Here is a 19,929-nt window from a genome sequence, read left to right as displayed (position 1 = left end):
GGCGCCCACTCGAGGTCCCGGACGTCCATGAACTCCTTGAGACGCTGACGTCTTTGCCGCGGTCGCAAGTCGAAGTCCACATAAACGTGATCTTCGAAGGGGCGGCAGCACTGGGAATTTACGGTACCAGTCCACCCGGCGCGGCGGGCGTGCTCCGACTGAGGGAAATATCTAGTTTTCACGTCGTCGGAGACGCGCACCCGATCGCCGGGAGCAAACGGATGGACTTTGGCTTGGCTGTTCGGAGCAGGCGAACCTTGCTCGATATCACTTGCACTATGCGCTCTATCACCCAAAACGGCGACCGCATCTTTTTCGCTCATCATTTTCCCCAGGAATGCTTGTTCCCTTCAGGCTAGGGAAACACTGATCAATTCGTCTCGGTGGTCATCGCTGACTGGGCCGAAGGCGTTATAGAAGGAAACTCACGGAAAGGTGCCAAGCTCATGAAGCGGCAGATCGGTTTTGCAGAAGCGGAAAGCCTGGGCAAGAAGCGCGTGACCCGGCGTCAGCGCTTCCTGGACGAGATGGAGACACTCGTGCCTTGGTCGCGCTTGCTGGCGGCCATCGAGCCGTACTACCCGAAGGGTAAGCGCGGGCGCCCGCCGATCGGTCTGGAGCGGATGCTGCGAATCTACTTTCTGCAGCAGTGGTACGGCCTGTCGGACGAAGGTCTGGAAGACGCGCTGTACGACAGCATCGCGATGCGTGGCTTCGCCGGCATCGATCTGGCGGTTGAAGACGTGCCTGACGCGACCACGCTGCTGAAATTCCGGCGCCTGCTGCTCGAGCATGACCTGACGCGCAAGCTGTTCGATGAGATCGGTATTTCGCTGTGCGAACGCGGGCTGTTGATGAAGGAAGGCACCTTGGTCGACGCGACGATCATTGCAGCGCCGTCGTCGACCAAAAACGGCGGGAAGAGTCGTGATCCGGAAATGCATCAGACGAAGAAAGGTAATGAGTGGCACTTCGGCATGAAGGCGCACATCGGTGTCGATGCCGACTCGGGTCTGGTGCATAGCGTCGTTACCACGGCGGCCAACGAGTCGGATGTATCGAAGGCCCATGCCCTGCTGCATGGTCACGAACTCGAAGCGTTCGGCGATGCGGGCTACACCGGCGTGGACAAGCGCGATGAGATGAAAGGCAAGACGGTGAAGTGGCAGGTGGCGCTCAAGCGCGGCAAGATCAAGGCGATGACCGAGGGCGCGCTGAAAGATCTGGTGATCGCAGCCGAGCGGACCAAAGCGCAGATTCGGGCGCGGGTCGAGCATCCGTTCCATGTCGTCAAGAACCTGTTCCGGCATCGCAAGGTGCGCTACAGGGGGCTGGCCAGGAACACGGCGCAACTGTTCAGCCTGTTCGCGCTGGCGAACCTGGTGATCGCGCGCAAGCGGCTGTGGTCATGCCATGGGAGCAGTCCGTCTGGTGTGTAGAAAAAGCAGGAAGTGGGGTCGCGCGGGGCCCGGAATTCGCCTCAACGGCCTGTCCGTTTGAAAAAACGCGAGCCGCATACGCCAAACCAACGGCGATCGGCTCATTGATCAGCGTTTCCCTAGCAAGGCGCTTCACGAAAGCAAGACCCTTGGTATGCAGCAATGGCGAATCGCCCCTATTCGAATCTGCCACGCGCTTCCTGATTCCCCGGGGAATTTATCTGGGGAGCCCGCTTCAGGGAGCGGGAGGCTACTTGCTACGAAGTGGTCACATCTTCTCGCGGAGAAGGGTAACGGCCCGCATCGCATCGGTTTCCTGCAGCGCAATGAAGCGACCGAACACACCGTTGATCACCTGCACGCCGTCGTAGACCTTCATACTGTCGCGGTACACGAACGCGTCGTCCTCGCGGACGTGCCCGTTGCGCAGAAGATGATCCACCACGGCGAGAATGTCGTTTGTGACGCTGCACCGCCCTCGTCCCGATCGATCACGACCACGACCTGATCGACGCGCTCGATATCGATGTTGGATCGCAGCGGTATGGGCCTCCCTGTGCGTTGAACGAATTTCCCTTTGCTGGCCATCGAGATGACTGTTGCCGCTGTAGCCGAGATGCTCGAAATCGCTCCGGGCGAGAACACCGTCATCCGGCCGTGGACGTCATGAACTTCCAGTTTCATGCCGGAATCGATATCGACGACATCGGCGCAGCCATGCTTGCGGAGCAGATCCTCCAGCTCCTCCAGGCCGAACACCACGTCGAACATCCCTTGCCGCCGGCGTCTTATCTCGATCACATATCCTCCCCTGCCATTCGAAACCTACGATTGAGCCATTATCCTGACCACGCCCTCGTTTTCAATGGGCGGCAACGAGGAATTCAAAACCAGTTAGCGGAGAATCCCCCCGTACAGCTTTAGAGCCGCGGGGACATTAGTTACGTCCAAGAACCTGCCGACGCGGAGCGTCACTGCCCAAAATAGGCATACCCGCAAATGGAAAAGGCCCGTGGTGCCCCTGAAACGGGGCGCCACGGGCCGCATGTTCGACACTTCAATCGATGTGTCGAGACACCCGGCAGGAGGTGCCCGAGGGAATCTCCTGCCCTACACTGGTGAACTGAAGAGACCGCGGGCGCTTAGCTGCTGAGCCATTCGTCGTAGGTCTTGACCGTCCAGCCCAACGCGATTGCGTTGGCAACGTAGATCTGATACTCGTCGTCGTTGGCACCTCGGACCTGGGTTTGCCAGTCCGCTGCCGGCGTGAGCTTCGGATCAGCCATACGTCACCTCCAACTGATCGAGTGCTGCTTTGACCACCCCCGTGAAATCGCGGGGACCGCCGTTCACGGGGATGGCCTTCAGAACGATGTCAAGCTGCTCGCCGTCGTCGCACTGGATCATTTCGATGATTTCCGTGGCCACATCGCCGCGCACCCACCCAGCCGCATGGCGGGGCGCCGTGAAATACACGACCCTCGGACACAACGCGAAGCAAAAGCTGCCCACACGACGTGTCGTGAGCGGGTTCGCATCCGCGAAGATCATCGCGTCAAGCTTAGCTTTGCGACGCTTGTCCTCGTCTCCGATTGGGTACGGAAACTGAATCATCGCGCAGGCCTGCACGAGCACGTAGCGTGAGAGAGCGTCAAGCGTCCCCTCGTAAAGCCATGGATCGTGCTGACACAGACTCCAGCCGCGATGCTTCGAAATCGCGAGCAGTTCCATCCCTCTCCGCTCGTGCGGGTTGAGATCGAATATCTGCGGATATTCCTGCTCGCGGATCTTGGAAGGATCCGGGGTCCATTCGAGCGCGACGTTCACGATTGCATCTTTCGTGACCTCGCGCAGCTTGTAATCCCCGATCTCGTTCCTGGCCGCATAGCTGATTGCAGCCGATGCGGACAGAAAGTGCTTGATCGCACTGCCGTTACGATACTGGATACCGTCCATGGTGACTGCTCCTTGAATTCAGCGGAACTAGCCCTGGCGGGCGTGCTCCGCAGGGGATCATGTGAACAGTCACTTGGACGACTTGCGGATCTTCCTGTCGGCCGGTCCGAAATGAGCGTCGAAATGGTCGCCGGTCAGGCGTTCGATGTGGTGACGGCAATCCCCGTTGGATACCTCACGGCGGGAATGGCCGCAGCGATCGCATTGCACAACGTTCATGAAAGGCATGGTCTGCTCCTTGAGGGCCGCGAAGCAGACGCCCCTCCGGGACGAAAGCCCCGCGAGGGTAAAACACCAGAGTGGTGTGAAAGGATGACGGCGATACAGCTGCCGTACTGGCTGGGTTTGGGTCCAGCTACCGTTGAAAACGCCTTAAATATAGGCGAAAAACTTCCTGTCAGGAAATAAATTGCAGTGCCGATCCGCAATCACCTTGCGACGTGGACGTCAGCTATCACACGCCCACTGCTGAATCGGCAATTATGAGATCCGGCGGGCACCCGCCAATCCGTAGAATCCACCGCCACCGACGATCTCAGCGACCATGTGGGCCAAGACGCCCAAATGAGGACCGCTGGGGTAGTCGCAATACCATTCGCCCAGCAGACAAAAGGAAACGGGCTCGCGAGGGCGCTGAAAATCGGCCGTCAGATAATCGCCGGACGGGGGACCGGAAAACACGCCGCCGGTGACCTCGATCCTGTCGAACTTGTAGGGGAACGCCCCCTTGACGTAGTCGGTTGCAGTTTTTGCGTCGTACATGAGTAGCTGCTCCTGGGAATTACGAAGCAGACGCCCATCGGGACAGAATGCCCCGTATGGGTTGATGTGAGTGACGCCGTGATGGCGTCGGAAGTTCATGGCCAGAGGCCAATTTGGCTGGTTGCGGCCCAGTTGCCGATAGGTCGAATCACGACCGATTATACAGATCCTTCATGGCAGGAAGCAGCTCTTGCGTTCTCGTCAGGAAGTATCGAACTAAGAATGAATACAACCCTTCTAGGACGTCAGGTTGCCTTGGAATTGGACTACATGCAATGGCCCTAAATAATCGGCATCTGCTGCCGTAATTTACGGGCACATCCCGCGCGATCGCGCTTGCCGGCTGCATTGGAGAATGAATGCTGAATCAACTACTTTCCGGAAACATCCCTCTGTCTGGACCAAACCAGGTAACGCTTTCCCCGCTGGCTGCTCTGGCTCGCATATTGGTTCTGCATGGATTCCCGGCGAGTTCTCCTGCAGGTGGCACGCCTGAAGTCGAACCGGCGCTAGTGCAGGACGAGCCGGCAATACCGGACTTCGCGTACTTGTTCCACGAGGAAAAGTCGATGATGCCGGCAACCTCGGAGCTCGTGTTGTTCCTGCCGCAGAATGAGACGCGCCCGCATCCTGTCCGGGTGGTTGAGCGAAGCGCATGCAAGGTGAAGTGGTATTCGATCGAGACCTGGCACGAGAACGTACGGCGATGGATCGATCGAGACACTGCGCCGAAGAAGGATGCCGCTCTAGACAAGGCGCGTGAAATGCCGTGGCTCGCCACCGTAGAGTGCGAGTAACGCAGTCACACACATTCAGCCATGAAAAAAATTCGAATGCGGCCATTCCGGCTTGGGGAAGTTCTGTCATCGATGCGCAGACGAGGCGCGTTCTGCACTGATGGCGGCGAAGGCCGCAGAGGCACGCCGGGCCCGTCACGCCGAAGCAGTGGCCATGGCGGCGGCCGAAGTCGCTGCACGACGTGCTGCGATCGCGGATGAATCTCGCCGCGCCGCAGAGGAAGCTGCCGCGCACCGCTCAAAACTCGTCGCTGCCGCCGTAAAGGCGCCGATCGACCTGAGCGCGGCAATACATCTGCCGGCCGTTCTCGAGCGTGCGTTGGACGTTATAGGCAGACTCAAGCAGGGAGCACATCCCCTTACTCTCGGCGGGAAGATGCTGACGTCGCGACGCGGCGATTTTTCGATCCCTCTGGGGTTGCGATATCGCCTGCTGGTCGACGCGGCATCTCTCAAGCCTCTGAAGTTCCTCTCGCACGAAAACTACAACTTGCTGGTCTAGCCGAGCAGGCAGATTACTTCTTCCTCGCGCGAAGCGTATATCCTCGCGCCGCCCGGATGCACAGGACGAACGCGACTGCGCCGGCGATCGGCAATTGAGGTGAGCACTTCGGTTCGAGCCGCATGACGATGGGGATGCTAACGGCGATGATGATCGCCAGACCCAGAGAGAGCCAACGCTGTCGGTTATACAGGGCGAGAGACTTGATCATGGCGCTGGTCACCGGATTTTCCCAATCTCGATCGCGATCATTGAGCAGCGAGGCGAACGCCCGCAATTCCGCGTCGATCCTTCGCCTGGCGATCGGTAGGTAATGCCAGCCCGGAATCGGGCGTAGACATTGCAGCCCTTCTTCTTGCCGATCACCTGATCGATGAGGAGCAGGTGCCGGTTCGTCGTGCCCGCCATGCCGCATATCATCCCGTCCCCTTCACCGCCCTTCAGCAGAACGCCTGCACCCGGAATCTCCTCCTGCCTCAGTTCACCGATAACCGTCAGCGAAAGCAATCCGCGCGCACGTCACAGCCTCCGTTGCGGCCACATTCCAACTGAAGAATTTTTTTATCTACAACCGAGATCATTAGCAACGCCCGCATACCTTAGCGCAAGCAACAGCAGGATCCCGCGTCGACGAGTAGACTTTGGTCTCCGTCTTTCCACCTAAAGGAGTGGAGCATGCCTTTGCCGTCCCGCATCAGAATCGCGATTCTCGATGACTACCAGATCGTCGCACTCGACTCGGCCGACTGGTCCCCGTTGAAGGACCGCGCGGACATCACCGTCTTTAACGATCACCTCGCGGACACGGCGCAGGTCATCGAGCGCCTGGCGCCTTTCGACGTGGTCTGCGTGATGCGTGAACGCACGCCGCTCACACGCGAAATCATCGACAGTCTGCCGAATCTCAAACTCATCGCGTCAACCGGTTCAGCCAACGCGGCGATCGACACCGACGCGGCCGAGCAACGCGGCATCAAGGTCGCGCATACCGGCTATTCGTCCACGCCAACCATCGAATTCACGTGGTCGATGATTCTGGCAATGGCGCGTAACATCGCGACCGAAAATCGGTCCTTGCTTGAAGGCGGCTGGCAACGCACGCTCGGCACGGAACTCGCCGGCAAGACGCTCGGGCTGCTTGGGCTGGGTCGTGTGGGTTCGGCCGTCGGTGTGATCGGCCGCGCGTTCAGGATGAACGTGATCGCGTGGAGTCAGAATCTTACGGAGGAACGCGCGCAATCTAAGAGCGTGCAACGGGTCGATAAAGACACGCTCTTCTCCACGTCGGATTTCCTGTCGGTCCATGTCCGTCTGAGCGAGCGCACGCGCGGTCTTGTCGGCGCCGCTGAACTGGCGAGCATGAAGCCGACCAGCCGCATCATCAACACATCGCGCGGCCCGATCGTGGACACCAACGCGCTGCTCGCTGCATTGAATAGCGGACAAATCGCGGGCGCCGCCATCGACGTGTACGACACCGAGCCACTCGACCTCGCCGATCCGCTGCGCTCACACCCCAACGTGCTGGCGACGCCGCACATCGGCTATGTGACGCACGAATTGTATCAAACGTTCTATGGCGATACCGTGCGAAACATCGTCGAATGGCTCGATCAGACGAAACCGGCGGACAACGCATAACGCGTCGCGCGCACCCCAACTCGCGGCGTTGCGCCAGGCGCGCGGCGAATATCGCTCATTATTGAGAGTTACGTAAATCATGACATCACCAAAGCTCGGCTTGCTTCCAGCAGGCAGCGATGATCGATTTGCGCTTCTGGCCGCTCTCGAGCTTGCATCGAGCGGTGTGCTTCAGTTCGGCCAGGTTGTTAGGGCAGAAGTTCGCCAATGCGTGCCGCTTGAGCCAGGCCCACAGGTATTCGACTGGATTCAGGTCCGGGGCGTAGCCGGGCAGCAGCGCCATCTGGATAGCGCCATCCGTGCTGCCAAGGTACTCGCGCACGACGCGGCTCTTGTGCTGCGCTGCGCCGTCCCACACGATCATCATCTTGCGTCTGAGTTGCGCGCGCAGCGCTTTGAGGAATTCGATGATTTGCGCGCTTTTGATCGCGCCGTCGTGCAGGCGGAACACGAAGTTGGTACGGGTAAGACCGGCGATGGCCGAAACGTGCTTCCAGTTGAAGTGATACTGAATGATCGGCGTACAGCCCTTGGGCGCCCAGGTACGTACTCGTGTGGGGCGCTCCGAGAGGCCGGATTCGTCAATGAAGACGATCAGTCGTCCTTCGGCGGCACACTTTTTTTGAGCGCGGGCCAGGTCTTGCGCTTCCAGGTCAGTACCGCTTCCTCGTTGCGCTCGATGGCTCGGCGGTCCGGCTTTTGCGAGCTGAACCCCAAGGCGCCCAGCAACCGCCAGACATGTACCTCGCTGAAGGTAACGCCGTACAGTAGTTCGATGAGCGCCCGTACGCGCTTGAGCGTCCACAGTTCGGTACCGAATCCGTGTACCAGCGGGCCCTGCAGCAGCGCTGCGCGCAAACCTTCGAGTTGGGCCGCATCCAATTGCGCCGGGCGCCCCGTGGCCATCACGCGAAGCGCGTCGATGCCACCTTCGTCGAGTCGGGCCTTCCACGTGTATGCGGTCTGCCGCGCCACTCCGACCATCTTCGCCGCTTCGGCGGGCGTCTTGCCCGCCAACATCAAGCGACCGGCGCGCACCCGCTTGCGCGTAGCGTCGTCCATTTTGGCCATCAACCGAGTCTCCCTTCAACGTGATGACCGTATAACGCGCCAGCAGAGAATCGGTTGTCATGGATTTAGTAAACCTCAATAGAGATCCATCTTCACGACTTCATCCAGGCATACAACTTCGCTCGCCGCCTGAAGACTCTCAAAGGGCTTACCCCCTATGAATATATCTGCAAGATCTCGACAACGGAGCCCCGACGGTTCATTCTTGACCCGCTCCATCAAATGCCGGGACTAAACACCTAGACTCCGGCTGGCCCTGTTTGCGGGGAGCAGGTCAACATCGCTAAAATGATCAAAGATTAACTGCCGAAGCCATCTGTTTGCCGGATCGCGGTGATACCGCGCATGCCAGAAGAGGCTGATAGCAATCTCGGGTAGGTTGGCCGGATGCCGGACGGCCACAAGATCAAACGGCTCAACGCAAACCATGGCTAAGCGATCGGGGACAGTGGCAATAAGGTTGGTCGAGTGCAGGATCTGTCCGACTGCGACAAAGTGCGGCACCACCAGGCGGACGTTGCGACGCACTTGTGCACGATCAAGCATAGTGTCGACCTCTCCGTGCCCTGTACCGGCCGACACGACCCGGACGTGCTCTAGCGACTGGAACAACTCTAACGTCATCGGTTGATCGGCCGCAGGATGATCGCGGCGGAACATACACACGTAGCGCTGCTTGAACAGCCGCCGCTGGAAGACTCCTGCCTGAAGTTGTGGAATTAATCCGATCGCCAGATCCACCTTCCCTTCCTCCATGTCCTCCTTGAGACTGGCCGCGGTATTTCGGACAGTACTAATCCGGACCCTAGGCGCAAGCCGTGTGACGACTTCCACCAGATGGGGCAGAAAGTAAATCTCACCAATATCGGTAATCGCCAACGTGAAGGTTCTTGCGCTGGTAGCTGGATCGTAGATCACGTTCTGGTTCAACGCGCTGCGCAGCGTATTCAGCGCGTATGCGACCGGCTCGGCCAGTTGCAGCGCGAAGGGCGTGGGCTGCATGCCACGCGCTGTCCGTAGAAACAGTTCGTCCTTCAGGAGCGTGCGCAGGCGCTTCAATGCGTTGCTCACGGCTGGCTGCGTGATACCCAAGGCCTCCGCAACGGTCGAAACCCGTCCGTCTATAAGTAGCTGATTGAAGACAATCAGGAGATTGAGATCGATGTCACGCAGATGCATGGCCCCTCGCAATATTCACATCAGTGATGGCGACAATCATAACCGCTTTATCGACTTACAGGAACGCCTTCTCCATGATCTGATAAACGCATCATTTTGCATCGGACGCAGACAATGGAACTCCTCATACAACCGAACAATCGCCGCCTGTCCTTCGACTCCGGCGCCAACCTTCTCGAGGTACTTCGCGAGAACGGCGTTCCCATTTCCTACAGCTGCTTGTCGGGGCGTTGCGGAACCTGTCGCTGCCGGGTTATCGACGGCGACGTCGCTGATTTTGGGCCAGAAACCGGGCGCCCAAACCTCATTGGCGAGCATCATGTGCTCGCCTGCCAGTCGGTGCTAACCGGCAATTGCGCGATCGAAATCCTGGAAGCCGACGAAATCGTCACCCACCCGGCGCGCATCATTAAGGGAACGGTGGTCGCCGTCGAGTCGCCCACTCACGACATCCGTCGCCTCCGCGTCCGCCTCGCTAAACCCTTCGAGTTTTCACCCGGACAGTACGCGAGACTGCAGTTCAGCCCCGAGCACGTGCGTCCCTATTCGATGGCAGGGCTGCCACAAGACGGTGAGATGGAGTTCCACATCCGCAAGGTGCCGGGTGGGCGCGTCACGGAGTATGTCTTCGAGCACGTCCGCGAAGGGGCAAGCATCAAGTTGAGCGGACCCCTTGGCACTGCCTATCTGCGCCGGGCGCACACCGGACCGATGCTGTGCGTGGGCGGCGGGACCGGACTCGCACCGGTGCTGTCGATTGTTCGCGGCGCGCTGGAATCGGGCATGACGAACCCCATCCACCTTTATTTCGGGGTGCGCAGTCAACAAGATCTCTATGACGCCGATCGCTTGCGCCAACTCGCCTCCGACCACCCTCAACTGACCGTGCACACGGTGATCGCAACGGGCCGGGTTGACAAGGGTCAGCGGGCTGGCTTGGTCACCGACGCCATCGAAAAAGACATCGCCTCGCTGGCCGGCTGGAGGGCCTACCTGTGCGGCGCACCGGCGATGATTGAGGCGCTTTGCATCCTCGTCAAGCGCCTTGGGATATCGCCCGAACACATTTACGCCGATGCCTTCTACCCCAGTGAGGTCTGAATCGCTCACCGGCCCTGCACTTCCGCCTGTCCAAAGCCCATCCAGAAGACACTCAAATGAACACTGCCAACACCGTATTTCCCGAAAACCCTCGATGGAACGAACCCGGCACCAGCCAGGTGCCGTTCTGGGCGTACACTCGCGAAGACCTGTACAAGCGCGAGCTTGAGTGCTTTTTCTACAACGGTCACTGGTGCTATGTGGGACTGGAAGCGGAAATTCCCAAGCCCGGCGACTTCAAACGAACGGTGATCGGCGAGCGCTCGGTGATCATGGTGCGCGACCCCGATGGCGGCGTGAACGTGGTCGAAAACGTCTGCGCCCATCGCGGCATGCGTTTCTGCCGCGAACGCCACGGCAACGCCAAGGACTTTTTCTGCCCTTATCACCAGTGGAACTACAGCCTCAAGGGCGACCTGCAGGGCGTGCCGTTCCGGCGCGGCGTCAAGCAAGACGGCAAAGTCAACGGCGGCATGCCCAAGAACTTCAAGCTCGAAGAGCACGGCCTGAGCAAGCTGAAGGTGGCCGCACGTGGCGGCGTGGTGTTCGCCTCGTTTGACCACGATGTGGAACCTTTCGAAGAATTCCTCGGCCCCACCATCCTGCATTACTTCGACCGCGTGTTCAACGGCCGAAAGCTCAAGATTCTTGGCTACCGGCGTCAACGGATTCCCGGCAACTGGAAGCTGATGCAGGAAAACATCAAAGACCCCTACCACCCGGGACTTCTGCACACTTGGTTTTCCACCTTCGGCCTCTGGCGGGCAGACAACAAGTCCGAACTGAAGATGGACGCCAAATTCCGGCACGCCGCGATGATTTCCATCCGCGGCCAGGGCGGCAAGAACGAGGACGTGGTGGCCGGCGTCGACAGCTTCAAAGAAACCATGAAGGTGAACGACCCCCGCCTGCTCGACATCGTCCCCGAGCCCTGGTGGGGCGGGCCAACGGCTGTGATGACGACCATTTTCCCCAGCGTAATCATTCAACAGCAAGTCAACAGCGTTTCGGTACGCCATATCCAGCCCAAAGGCCAAGGATCCTTCGACTTCGTCTGGACGCATTTCGGTTTCGAAGACGATGACGAAGAGTGGACTCAGCGCCGTCTGATCCAGGCCAACCTCTTCGGCCCGGCTGGCTTCGTCTCTGCCGACGATGGTGAAGTGATTGAGTGGTCCCAAGAGGGATTCGAACAGAAGCCCTCCCATCGCACGGTCATCGAAATGGGTGGCCACGACATCGGCGATACTGACCATATGGTGACCGAAACACTGATTCGTGGCATGTACGACTACTGGCGCAAGGTGATGGGGGAGTGAATCATGATTGATTTCAAGACTTATTTTGAATTGCTCAACCTCTACAGCGATTACGCCATGGTGTGCGACTCGGTAGACTGGGAGCATTGGCCAGACTTTTTCGTCGAAGACGGCACCTATCGACTTCAGCCACGGGAAAACCATGAGCAAGGTCTGCCCCTGTGCTTGCTAGCACTGGAGAGCAAAGCCATGATCCGCGACCGGGTGTATGGCGTGAAGGAAACCATGTACCACGACCCATATTACCAACGGCACATCGTGAGCACGCCGCGCGTCATGAAGGTCGAGCGCGACCTGTCCGGCGAACGCATTCATTCCGAAGCGAACTACACGGTCGTTCGCACGAAACTCGATGGCGAGTCAACCGTATTCAACGTTGGACTTTATCGGGACGTCATCGTTCGCACCCCTGAAGGTTTGAAATTGCAGTCGCGTATGTGCATTTACGATAGCGAAATGATCCCCAATTCCATTATTTACCCCATTTGAAGATAGCCCTATGACAGAAAAATGGATTGCCGCCGTAGCGCCTTCTGACGTTCCAGAGGGTGACGTCATCGGCGTGACCGTAGAGGGCAAGGAACTGGCGCTGTACAAAGTGGAAGGCGAAATCTACGCCACCGACAACCTGTGCACACACGGTGCCGCTCGCATGAGTGATGGTTTTCTCGAGGGTCGTGAAATCGAATGCCCCCTGCATCAGGGCCGGTTTGATGTTTGCACAGGCAAAGCCCTGTGCGTACCCCTGACCCAGGACATCAAAACCTACCCCGTCAAGATTGAGAACCTGCGCGTGATGCTCAAACTGGACTGAGACTTTGGGAAGGAAACGACCTGCACCCGAGAACATCATCACCCTTATCACCCCATCTTTTTTGGCCAAGAGGAGACAGCAAGCATGAGTTACCAAAACTTAGTGAGTGAATCGGGACTGACCCAGAAGCACCTGATTCATGGCGACAAAGAACTGTTCCAACACGAACTGAAAACCATCTTCGCGCGGAACTGGCTTTTTCTCACCCATGACAGCCTGATTCCTTCGCCCGGCGACTATGTCACCGCTAAAATGGGGACCGATGATGTCATCGTTTCCCGCCAGAACGATGGCACCGTTCGCGCTTTTCTGAATATTTGCCGCCATCGCGGCAAAACACTTGTGAATGCGGAAGCCGGCAACGCGAAAGGCTTCGTTTGCAGCTACCACGGATGGGGGTTCGGCTCCAACGGCGAACTACAAAGTGTTCCGTTTGAAAAAGCGCTGTACGGCGACTCGATCAACAAGAAATGCCTTGGCTTGAAGGAAGTTCCGCGCGTGGAGAGCTTCCACGGCTTCATCTACGGTTGTTTCGACAAGGAGGCGCCCACTCTCATCGAATACTTGGGCGATGCAGCTTGGTACTTGGAAACCATTTTCAAGCATTCCGGCGGCCTAGAACTGGTCGGCCCTCCAGGCAAGGTGGTGATCAAGGCCAACTGGAAGGCTCCCGCTGAAAACTTTGTGGGTGACGCTTACCACGTGGGTTGGACGCACGCTTCTTCGCTGCGCTCGGGCCAGTCCATCTTCACTCCGCTTGCTGGTAACGCCGTGCTGCCCCCCGAAGGGGCAGGTTTGCAAATGACATCAAAATACGGTAGTGGCATCGGTGTGTTGTGGGATGCATATTCGGGTGTTCACAGTGCAGACCTGGTTCCGGAATTGATGGCTTTCGGCGGCGCCAAGCAGGAGAAACTGGCCAAAGACATTGGCGAGGTTCGCGCGCGGATTTATCGCAGCCACCTGAACTGCACTATTTTCCCGAACAACAGCATCTTGACCTGCTCCGGGGTGTTTAAGGTCTGGAATCCGATCGACGAAAACACTACCGAAGTCTGGACCTATGCCATTGTCGAAAAAGACATGCCCGAGGACCTAAAGCGCCGGATGGCCGACTCAGTTCAGCGCACTTTCGGGCCTGCCGGTTTCTGGGAAAGCGACGACAACGACAACATGGAAACCGAGTCGCAAAACGCTAAGAAGTACCAGTCTGCCAACAGCGATCTGATTTCCAACCTGGGTTTCGGCAAGGACGTTTATGGTGATGATTATCCTGGCGTCGTCGGCATGTCAGCGATCGGCGAAACCAGCTACCGCGGCTTTTACCGTGCCTATCAAGCTCATATCAGCAGCTCCAATTGGGCCGAATTCGAAAGTAAATCGCGGAATTGGCATGTTGAACTGACGAAGACCGCCGTTCTGTAACACAGGAGCCGACCATGATGATCAATACCCAAGAAGACAAGCTGGTCTCCGCCCACGATGCTGAAGAATTTCACCGATTCTTCAACGGCCACGATGTCGCTTTGCTGCAAGAAGCCACCACGCTCCTGACTCGGGAAGCGCATCTGCTGGATATTCAGGCTTACCGGGCCTGGCTGGAGCGCTGCGTGGCCCCAGAGGTGCAATATCAGGTCATCTCCCGCGAACTGCGCGCCGCTTCCGAACGCCGCTATCAGCTCAATGAGGCCGTGAACATTTACAACGAGAATTTTCAGCAACTGAAAGTTCGCGTTGAACATCAACTGGATCCGCAGAACTGGGCCAACAGCCCGAAGGTTCGCTTCACGCGCTTCGTCACCAATGTCATGGCCGTCAAAGACGCGAATGCCCCTGACCTCATGCACATCCGCTCCAACCTGATTCTGCACAGGGCCAGGCGCGGCAATCAAGTGGACGTCTTCTATGCGACTCGTGAAGACAAATGGAAGCGCAGTGAAGGTGGTGATCTCAAATTGGTCGAGCGCTTTGTCGACTACCCAGAGCGGGTCCTCCAGACCCACAACCTGATGGTCTTCCTCTGACCGCTTTGGGTGACCGTTTAGACAGCGGTCGCCGTTACTGTTTAAAGAAAGAAATTTACTAACATGAGCACACAACAAGTTGTTGCCATCACCGGTGCCAGTTCCGGCATCGGCCTCGAACTAGTCCGATCTTTCAAAGCCGCCGGGTATTGCGTATCCGCTCTCGTTCGCAATGAGGGGCAGGAGGCGGGCCTTCGCCGTGAATTCAAAGACACCCTGCAGATTGTGGTGGGCGATGTTCGGGAGCACGCGGTGAATGAGAAGTTAGTGAAGCAGACGGTCGACAAGTTTGGTCACCTCGATTGCTTCATAGCAAACGCCGGTATCTGGGATTACATGTTGAGTATCGAGGAGCCCTGGGAGAAATTCGCGGGTAGCTTTGATGAACTCTTCAATATCAATGTCAAGAGCTATTTCAGCGGCATCAGCGCTGCCTTGCCGGAGCTGAAAAAGACCAACGGATCGGTGGTGGTGACCGCTTCGGTCTCGTCCTTTGCGGTCGGTGGTGGTGGTTCTGGCTACATCGCCAGCAAGCATGCGGTATTGGGCATGGTCAAGGCGCTGGCCTACGAACTGGCTCCGCATATTCGGGTCAATGGCGTTGCGCCAGGTGGCACCGTCACTTCACTGTCTGGGTCTGCAAGCGCCGGATTCGACAAGACCCAAATGAAAGACATGCCAGGCATCGACGAAATGATCAAAGGCCTCACGCCTTTGGGATTTGCAGCCAAGCCAGAAGACGTGGTCGCCCCCTTTCTGTTGCTGGCTTCGCGTGAGCAAGGGAAGTTCATTACCGGCACCGTGATCAGCATCGACGGCGGCATGGCACTCGGACGCAAGTGAGTTTGCAGCCGAATCCGATTCACCAGACCGATTTTTAGGAGACAACCCTTGAATACAAAACTGTTCATCAACAACGCCTGGATCGATTCGAGTGACAAAAAGACCTTCGCACGCAAGCACCCTGTCAGCGACGAGGTGATGACTGAGAGCGCAAACGCCACGGTGACGGACGCGATAAAGGCGGCGCAAGCGGCCCAGGAGGCTTTCAAGTCCTGGAAGGCCGTTGGACCTTCGGAGCGTCGCCGCCTTCTGCTGAAGGTCGCCGAGGTCATGGAAAGTAAAACACCTGAGTTCATCGAAGTGATGGCCAAGGAGGTGGGAGCCTCCGCCCTTTGGGCCGGCTTCAACGTCCACCTGTCAGCCAATGTGTTCCGGGAAGCCGCCTCGCTGGCCACCCAAATCCAGGGTGAAACTATCCCGACGGACAAGCCCGACACGCTCTCCATGACGCTGCGTCAGCCAGTCGGGCCGATTGTGAGCATCGTTCCATGGAACGGCACGGCGGTGCTCGCAGCGCGGGCCATCGCTTATCCGCTGGTCTGCGGCAACACGGTGGTGTTCAAAGGCTCCGAATTCAGCCCCGCGACGCATGCCCTGATCACCCAGTGCGTGCAGGAAGCCGGCCTGCCCGCCGGCGTGCTCAACTACCTCAACTCTTCGCCTGACCGTTCGCCCGAGATCGCCGACGCACTGATCTCCGCCAAGGAGATCCGCCGCATCAACTTCACGGGCTCCACCCGCGTGGGCAGCATTATCGCGCAGAAGGCCGCGCAACACCTCAAGCGCTGCCTGCTGGAGCTCGGCGGCAAGTCCCCGCTTATTGTTCTGGACGATGCGGACATCGACGCGGCGGTCAAGGCAGCGGTGTTCGGTAGCTTCCTGTTCCAAGGTCAGATCTGCATGTCCACCGAGCGCTTGGTGGTTGATGAGAAGATCGCCGACGAATTTGTCGCCAAGTTTGTCGAAAAGACCAAGCGCTTGAGCGCGGGCGACCCATGCGTAACTGGCGACTGCATCATCGGCCCGATGGTCTCGCCAAACTCGGGCGAGCGGATCAATGGTTTGTTCAAGGATGCGATCGACAAAGGGGCCAAAGTCGTCTGCGGCGGCATGGCCCAAGGTGCGGTCATGCCGGCCACGATCCTGGATCACGTCACATCTGACATGCGGATCTACGACGAGGAGACCTTCGGTCCCATCACCGTGGTGATCCGTTGCAAGGGCGAAGCAGAGGCCATCCGCATTGCCAACGACAGCGCCTATGGCCTGTCGTCGGGCGTATTCGGCCGCGACGTCAACCGTGCTCTGCGCGTGGGCATGGCGATCCAATACGGTTCCGTCCACATTAACGGCTCGACCGTCCAGAACGAGGCACAGGCCCCTTACGGCGGCACCAAGAACACCGGCTACGGGCGCTTCGACGGCCGCGCGGTGATCGACGAGTTCACAGAACTCAAGTGGCTGACCATTGAACCTTTCGAGCAGCAGTATCCCTTCTAAGCACCAACTCCAAGGAAACTAACCATGAGCAAACACGCTGCAGTCATCGAGCTCGGATACATGGGCATCTCGGTCAAGGACCCTGAGGCGTGGAAATCATTTGCCGCGAATATGCTGGGCCTGCAGGTCCTTGATCAGGGTGAGAAGGACCGTTTCTATCTGCGGATGGATTACTGGCATCACCGCATCGTGGTCCATCACAACGGCCCGGACGACTTGGAGTACCTTGGCTGGCGTGTGGCCGGTAAGCCGGAATTCGAAGCTCTGGGTCAAAAGCTCATTGATGCCGGCTACAAGATCCGCGTCTGCGACCAAGCCGAGGCTCAGGAACGTATGGTGCTAGGCCTGATGAAGACAGAAGATCCGGGCGGCAACCCGACCGAGATCTTCTGGGGACCCCGGATTGACATGAACAACCCGTTCCATTCCGGTCGCCCCCTGCACGGCAAGTTTGTGACCGGCGACCAGGGCTTGGGCCATTGTATCGTTCGCCAAACCGACGTCGCGGCGGCCCATAAGTTCTATAGCCTGCTGGGCTTCCGCGGTGACGTCGAATACCGCCTTCCGTTGCCCAACGGCATGACCGCTGAACTGTCGTTCATGCATTGCAACGCCCGTGATCACTCCATTGGGTTTGGTGCCATGCCCGCGGCCAAGCGACTCAATCACCTGATGATCGAGTACACCCACATGGAAGACTTGGGCTACACGCACCAACAGTTCGTAAGGAACAAAATCGACATTGCCTTGCAACTTGGCATTCACTCCAACGACAAGGCGTTAACGTTCTATGGTGCAACGCCCTCGGGCTGGCTCATTGAGCCCGGGTGGCGAGGTGCCACGGCCATAGACGAAGCGGAGTATTACGTCGGCGATATCTTCGGCCATGGCGTCGAGGCCACCGGATATGGCCTGGATGTGAAACTGAGTTAAAACGCTGGTGGACGCACCGGGTCGGCGCGCTGCGGTCTCATCAACTTAACGGTGTCCGCGTGTTCTGAGTTGCAGGGGCAACTACACCGATTGTGACGATTCTGCTCGCGGCTATCTCTCTACCTACAAGGAATTTTTCCATGTCGAATAAGACCATGAAAACGGCGCGCCTGACCGCCGAAGACATCCATGGCGTCTGGGCCATTATGCCCACGCCGTCTACGCCCGATGCTTCCAACTGGCGCAGTCCGCACACAGTTGACTTGAACGAGACGGCCCGCATTGTTGAGGAACTGATCGCGGCTGGAGTCAACGGCATTTTGAGTATGGGCACCTTTGGCGAGTGCGCTACGCTGACCTGGGAGGAAAAACGTGACTATGTTTCGACGGTTGTCGAGACCATTCGTGGTCGTGTGCCCTATTTCTGCGGCACCACGGCCTTGAATACCCGCGAAGTCATCCGCCAGACCCGTGAGTTTATGGACATTGGCGCCAACGGCACCATGCTCGGCGTGCCGATGTGGGTGAAGATGGACCTGTCCACAGCGGTCCAGTTCTATCGCGATGTCGCAGAGGCGGTGCCAGAGGCTGCCATTGCGATTTATGCCAACCCCGAAGCCTTCAAATTCGACTTCCCTCGCCCCTTTTGGGCGGAAATGTCCAAAATACCGCAGGTGGTGACAGCCAAGTATCTGGGCATCGGGATGCTTGACCTGGACCTGAAATTGGCGCCGAACATCCGCTTCCTTCCACACGAGGACGACTATTACGCGGCCGCACGCATCAATCCCGAGCGCATGACCGCGTTCTGGTCAAGCGGTTCCATGTGCGGACCGGCCACCGCCATCATGCTGCGCGACGCGGTGGATCAGGCCAAGGAAACCGGAGACTGGACCAAGGCCAAAGCCATCTCCGATGACATGCGTGCAGCCGACGCGACCTTGTTTCCGCGTGGCGACTTCTCGGAGTTCTCGAAGTACAACATTGGTCTTGAAAAGGCACGGATGGACGCGGCTGGGTGGCTCAAGGCTGGACCCTGCCGTCCGCCCTACACCCTTGTTCCAGAGGACTACCTCGCTGGCGCACAGAAATCAGGCAAGGCCTGGGCCGCACTGCATGCCAAGTACAGCAAGGAATTGAAGCAGGCCGCCCCCCGCAGACCCGGGCACGCGTGCAGCCAAGACGGTGAGTCGCTCGAAAAATAAGTGAGATCAAGCACAGTTCCTGCGCCAGGCATCTCCAGATCAGCAAAGCTTGCTGATCTGGAAGTCTCGCAGATTTGGGCGAGGGGCTGATCTGTGGAATACGGGATAAGGGCACCGCCTCATCCCGAGGGCGGGGTGTGGCGGTTGTCCTGAAGCGATCCCGCAATTGCGCTGGCTGCTCTTTTTTTGGAGTCTTTGATCGTGGTTGTCGATTTCTATTTCGATTTTTTGAGTCCTTTCTCGTACTTGGCCAACCACCGCTTGTCGAAGCTCGCGCAAGACCATAGCTTTTCCGTTCGATATCACACAATCGATTTGGCGCGGGTCAAAACAGCCATCGGAAACATCGGTCCCTCCAACCGCGATCTGAAAGTCAAATTGGACTATTTGAAGGTGGACTTGCAACGGTGGGCCGAACTGTACGGAATTCCCTTAGTCTTCCCAGCTAACTACAACAGCCGGCGGATGAACACAGGGCTGTATTACCCGGGTGCTGTGGCGCAGGCTGCTGACTACGTGGATGTGGTGTTTCATGCGGTTTGGGGAGAAGGCATGGCTCCAGATGCGGAAAGCCTGCCTGCCCTGGCATCCGAGACACTGGGCTGGGATCGAGCTGCCTTTGGGGCGTTCCTCAGCAGCGACGCCGCCACCAAGGCGTATGACGAGCAGACACAGGCCGCCATAGAACGCAAAGTGTTCGGTGTGCCGACGATGTTTTTGGGCGATGAAATGTGGTGGGGAAACGACCGCCTGTTCATGCTCGAGAGCGCACTGTAAAAGGAGACAAACCCGTGAAGATCTGCCGCTTTCCTGCGTATACCGCGCTCTCGGATTACCCATCGT

23 protein-coding genes and 3 pseudogenes are annotated in these 19,929 nt (G+C 58.2%); 18 read left to right on the top strand and 8 right to left on the bottom strand.

Annotation, left to right across the window (positions count from 1 at the left end; all coding sequences use genetic code 11):
• Window positions 1-446 precede the first annotated feature (446 nt).
• Window positions 447-1,439: an IS5 family transposase gene (locus tag CJU94_RS38745; protein ID WP_095423775.1), complete on the top strand. Its 993-nt coding sequence runs from the start codon at window positions 447-449 to the stop codon at window positions 1,437-1,439.
• Window positions 1,440-1,814: 375 nt separating this feature from the next.
• On the opposite strand, the gene CJU94_RS38740 is transcribed toward CJU94_RS38745, so the two are convergent.
• The 3 genes from CJU94_RS38740 to CJU94_RS38735 form a co-directional block, all read right to left on the bottom strand.
• Complete coding sequence (locus CJU94_RS38740) at window positions 1,815-2,210, bottom strand: hypothetical protein (protein WP_095423774.1); 396 nt, start codon at window positions 2,208-2,210, stop codon at window positions 1,815-1,817.
• Between the two features lie 371 nt (window positions 2,211-2,581).
• A complete protein-coding gene (locus CJU94_RS41530; RefSeq protein WP_167397618.1) occupies window positions 2,582-2,725 on the bottom strand; it encodes a hypothetical protein in 144 nt (47 codons plus the stop codon).
• Complete coding sequence (locus tag CJU94_RS38735; protein ID WP_095423773.1) at window positions 2,718-3,395, bottom strand: hypothetical protein; 678 nt, start codon at window positions 3,393-3,395, stop codon at window positions 2,718-2,720. The genes CJU94_RS41530 and CJU94_RS38735 overlap by 8 nt, the downstream gene beginning before the upstream one ends.
• A gap of 111 nt (window positions 3,396-3,506) precedes the next feature.
• On the opposite strand from CJU94_RS38735, the gene CJU94_RS41190 reads away from it, so the two are divergent.
• A complete protein-coding gene (locus tag CJU94_RS41190; RefSeq protein ID WP_167397617.1) occupies window positions 3,507-3,803 on the top strand; it encodes a hypothetical protein in 297 nt (98 codons plus the stop codon).
• A gap of 72 nt (window positions 3,804-3,875) precedes the next feature.
• On the opposite strand, the gene CJU94_RS38730 is transcribed toward CJU94_RS41190, so the two are convergent.
• A complete protein-coding gene (locus CJU94_RS38730) occupies window positions 3,876-4,157 on the bottom strand; it encodes a hypothetical protein (protein WP_095423772.1) in 282 nt (93 codons plus the stop codon).
• Between the two features lie 359 nt (window positions 4,158-4,516).
• Between CJU94_RS38730 and CJU94_RS38725 the strand changes: the two genes are divergently transcribed.
• From CJU94_RS38725 to CJU94_RS38720, 3 genes and pseudogenes are all read left to right on the top strand, one after another.
• Complete coding sequence (locus tag CJU94_RS38725) at window positions 4,517-4,954, top strand: hypothetical protein (protein WP_157763905.1); 438 nt, start codon at window positions 4,517-4,519, stop codon at window positions 4,952-4,954.
• Window positions 4,955-4,982: 28 nt separating this feature from the next.
• Window positions 4,983-5,036, top strand: a pseudogene (locus CJU94_RS42665) (DUF7682 family zinc-binding protein); the annotation flags it as partial.
• A gap of 72 nt (window positions 5,037-5,108) precedes the next feature.
• Window positions 5,109-5,456: a ParE family toxin-like protein gene (locus CJU94_RS38720; protein ID WP_157763904.1), complete on the top strand. Its 348-nt coding sequence runs from the start codon at window positions 5,109-5,111 to the stop codon at window positions 5,454-5,456.
• Window positions 5,457-5,675: 219 nt separating this feature from the next.
• Here CJU94_RS38720 and CJU94_RS42660 read toward each other — a convergent pair whose 3' ends face one another.
• Window positions 5,676-5,963, bottom strand: a complete 288-nt coding sequence (locus tag CJU94_RS42660; RefSeq protein WP_157763903.1) for a phosphate acyltransferase — start codon at window positions 5,961-5,963, stop codon at window positions 5,676-5,678.
• Between the two features lie 168 nt (window positions 5,964-6,131).
• On the opposite strand from CJU94_RS42660, the gene CJU94_RS38705 reads away from it, so the two are divergent.
• Window positions 6,132-7,097, top strand: coding sequence for a D-2-hydroxyacid dehydrogenase family protein (locus tag CJU94_RS38705; RefSeq protein WP_095423768.1), 966 nt, complete (start codon window positions 6,132-6,134; stop codon window positions 7,095-7,097).
• An 85-nt stretch (window positions 7,098-7,182) separates the two neighbouring features.
• Here the strand turns inward: CJU94_RS38705 and CJU94_RS38700 are convergent, their stop codons facing one another.
• Window positions 7,183-7,902, bottom strand: coding sequence for an IS630 family transposase (locus CJU94_RS38700; protein WP_095423767.1), 720 nt, complete (start codon window positions 7,900-7,902; stop codon window positions 7,183-7,185).
• Window positions 7,797-8,117: pseudogene (locus CJU94_RS42115) on the bottom strand (helix-turn-helix domain-containing protein); the annotation flags it as partial. The pseudogene CJU94_RS42115 and the gene CJU94_RS38700, both read right to left, overlap by 106 nt.
• Window positions 8,118-8,255: 138 nt before the next feature.
• Here CJU94_RS42115 and CJU94_RS38690 point away from each other — a divergent pair.
• Window positions 8,256-8,411, top strand: a pseudogene (locus CJU94_RS38690) (IS481 family transposase); the annotation flags it as partial.
• Here the strand turns inward: CJU94_RS38690 and CJU94_RS38685 are convergent.
• Window positions 8,400-9,347 (bottom strand): LysR family transcriptional regulator, encoded by a 948-nt coding sequence (locus CJU94_RS38685; RefSeq protein WP_095423765.1) that lies wholly within the window; start codon window positions 9,345-9,347, stop codon window positions 8,400-8,402. The pseudogene CJU94_RS38690 and the gene CJU94_RS38685 overlap by 12 nt on opposite strands.
• Before the next feature lie 114 nt (window positions 9,348-9,461).
• Here CJU94_RS38685 and CJU94_RS38680 point away from each other — a divergent pair, with 114 nt between their 5' ends.
• The 11 genes from CJU94_RS38680 to CJU94_RS38630 all read left to right on the top strand — a co-directional run bounded on the left by CJU94_RS38680 (window position 9,462) and on the right by CJU94_RS38630 (window position 19,863).
• Window positions 9,462-10,448: a 2Fe-2S iron-sulfur cluster-binding protein gene (locus CJU94_RS38680; RefSeq protein ID WP_095423764.1), complete on the top strand. Its 987-nt coding sequence runs from the start codon at window positions 9,462-9,464 to the stop codon at window positions 10,446-10,448.
• Between the two features lie 56 nt (window positions 10,449-10,504).
• Window positions 10,505-11,767, top strand: coding sequence for an aromatic ring-hydroxylating dioxygenase subunit alpha (locus tag CJU94_RS38675; protein ID WP_095423763.1), 1,263 nt, complete (start codon window positions 10,505-10,507; stop codon window positions 11,765-11,767).
• Window positions 11,768-11,770: 3 nt separating this feature from the next.
• The gene (locus CJU94_RS38670) at window positions 11,771-12,256 is read left to right on the top strand and encodes an aromatic-ring-hydroxylating dioxygenase subunit beta (RefSeq protein WP_095423762.1); all 486 of its coding nucleotides are present in this window, start codon (window positions 11,771-11,773) and stop codon (window positions 12,254-12,256) included.
• A 10-nt stretch (window positions 12,257-12,266) separates the two neighbouring features.
• Entirely contained in the window at window positions 12,267-12,581 is a 315-nt protein-coding gene (locus CJU94_RS38665) for a non-heme iron oxygenase ferredoxin subunit (protein WP_095423761.1), read from the top strand.
• Window positions 12,582-12,665: 84 nt separating this feature from the next.
• Entirely contained in the window at window positions 12,666-14,006 is a 1,341-nt protein-coding gene (locus tag CJU94_RS38660) for an aromatic ring-hydroxylating dioxygenase subunit alpha (RefSeq protein WP_095423760.1), read from the top strand.
• A gap of 14 nt (window positions 14,007-14,020) precedes the next feature.
• A complete protein-coding gene (locus CJU94_RS38655; RefSeq protein WP_095423759.1) occupies window positions 14,021-14,605 on the top strand; it encodes an aromatic-ring-hydroxylating dioxygenase subunit beta in 585 nt (194 codons plus the stop codon).
• A 63-nt stretch (window positions 14,606-14,668) separates the two neighbouring features.
• Window positions 14,669-15,448, top strand: coding sequence for a 3-(cis-5,6-dihydroxycyclohexa-1,3-dien-1-yl)propanoate dehydrogenase (gene hcaB / locus CJU94_RS38650; protein WP_095423758.1), 780 nt, complete (start codon window positions 14,669-14,671; stop codon window positions 15,446-15,448).
• Between the two features lie 48 nt (window positions 15,449-15,496).
• Window positions 15,497-16,948, top strand: coding sequence for an aldehyde dehydrogenase (locus tag CJU94_RS38645; RefSeq protein ID WP_095423757.1), 1,452 nt, complete (start codon window positions 15,497-15,499; stop codon window positions 16,946-16,948).
• Between the two features lie 24 nt (window positions 16,949-16,972).
• Window positions 16,973-17,881, top strand: a complete 909-nt coding sequence (nahC, locus tag CJU94_RS38640) for a 1,2-dihydroxynaphthalene dioxygenase (RefSeq protein WP_095423756.1) — start codon at window positions 16,973-16,975, stop codon at window positions 17,879-17,881.
• 140 nt (window positions 17,882-18,021) lie between these two features.
• A complete protein-coding gene (locus tag CJU94_RS38635; protein ID WP_095423755.1) occupies window positions 18,022-19,086 on the top strand; it encodes a dihydrodipicolinate synthase family protein in 1,065 nt (354 codons plus the stop codon).
• Window positions 19,087-19,287: 201 nt separating this feature from the next.
• On the top strand, window positions 19,288-19,863 hold the full coding sequence (locus CJU94_RS38630; protein ID WP_095423811.1) for a 2-hydroxychromene-2-carboxylate isomerase: 576 nt from the start codon (window positions 19,288-19,290) through the stop codon (window positions 19,861-19,863).
• Window positions 19,864-19,929: the final 66 nt, after the last annotated feature.

The organism is Paraburkholderia aromaticivorans, assembly GCF_002278075.1.
Lineage (GTDB): Bacteria > Pseudomonadota > Gammaproteobacteria > Burkholderiales > Burkholderiaceae > Paraburkholderia > Paraburkholderia aromaticivorans.
The sequence above is the reverse complement of the archived record's forward strand: the minus strand, read 5'-3'. Positions and strand labels throughout refer to the sequence as shown.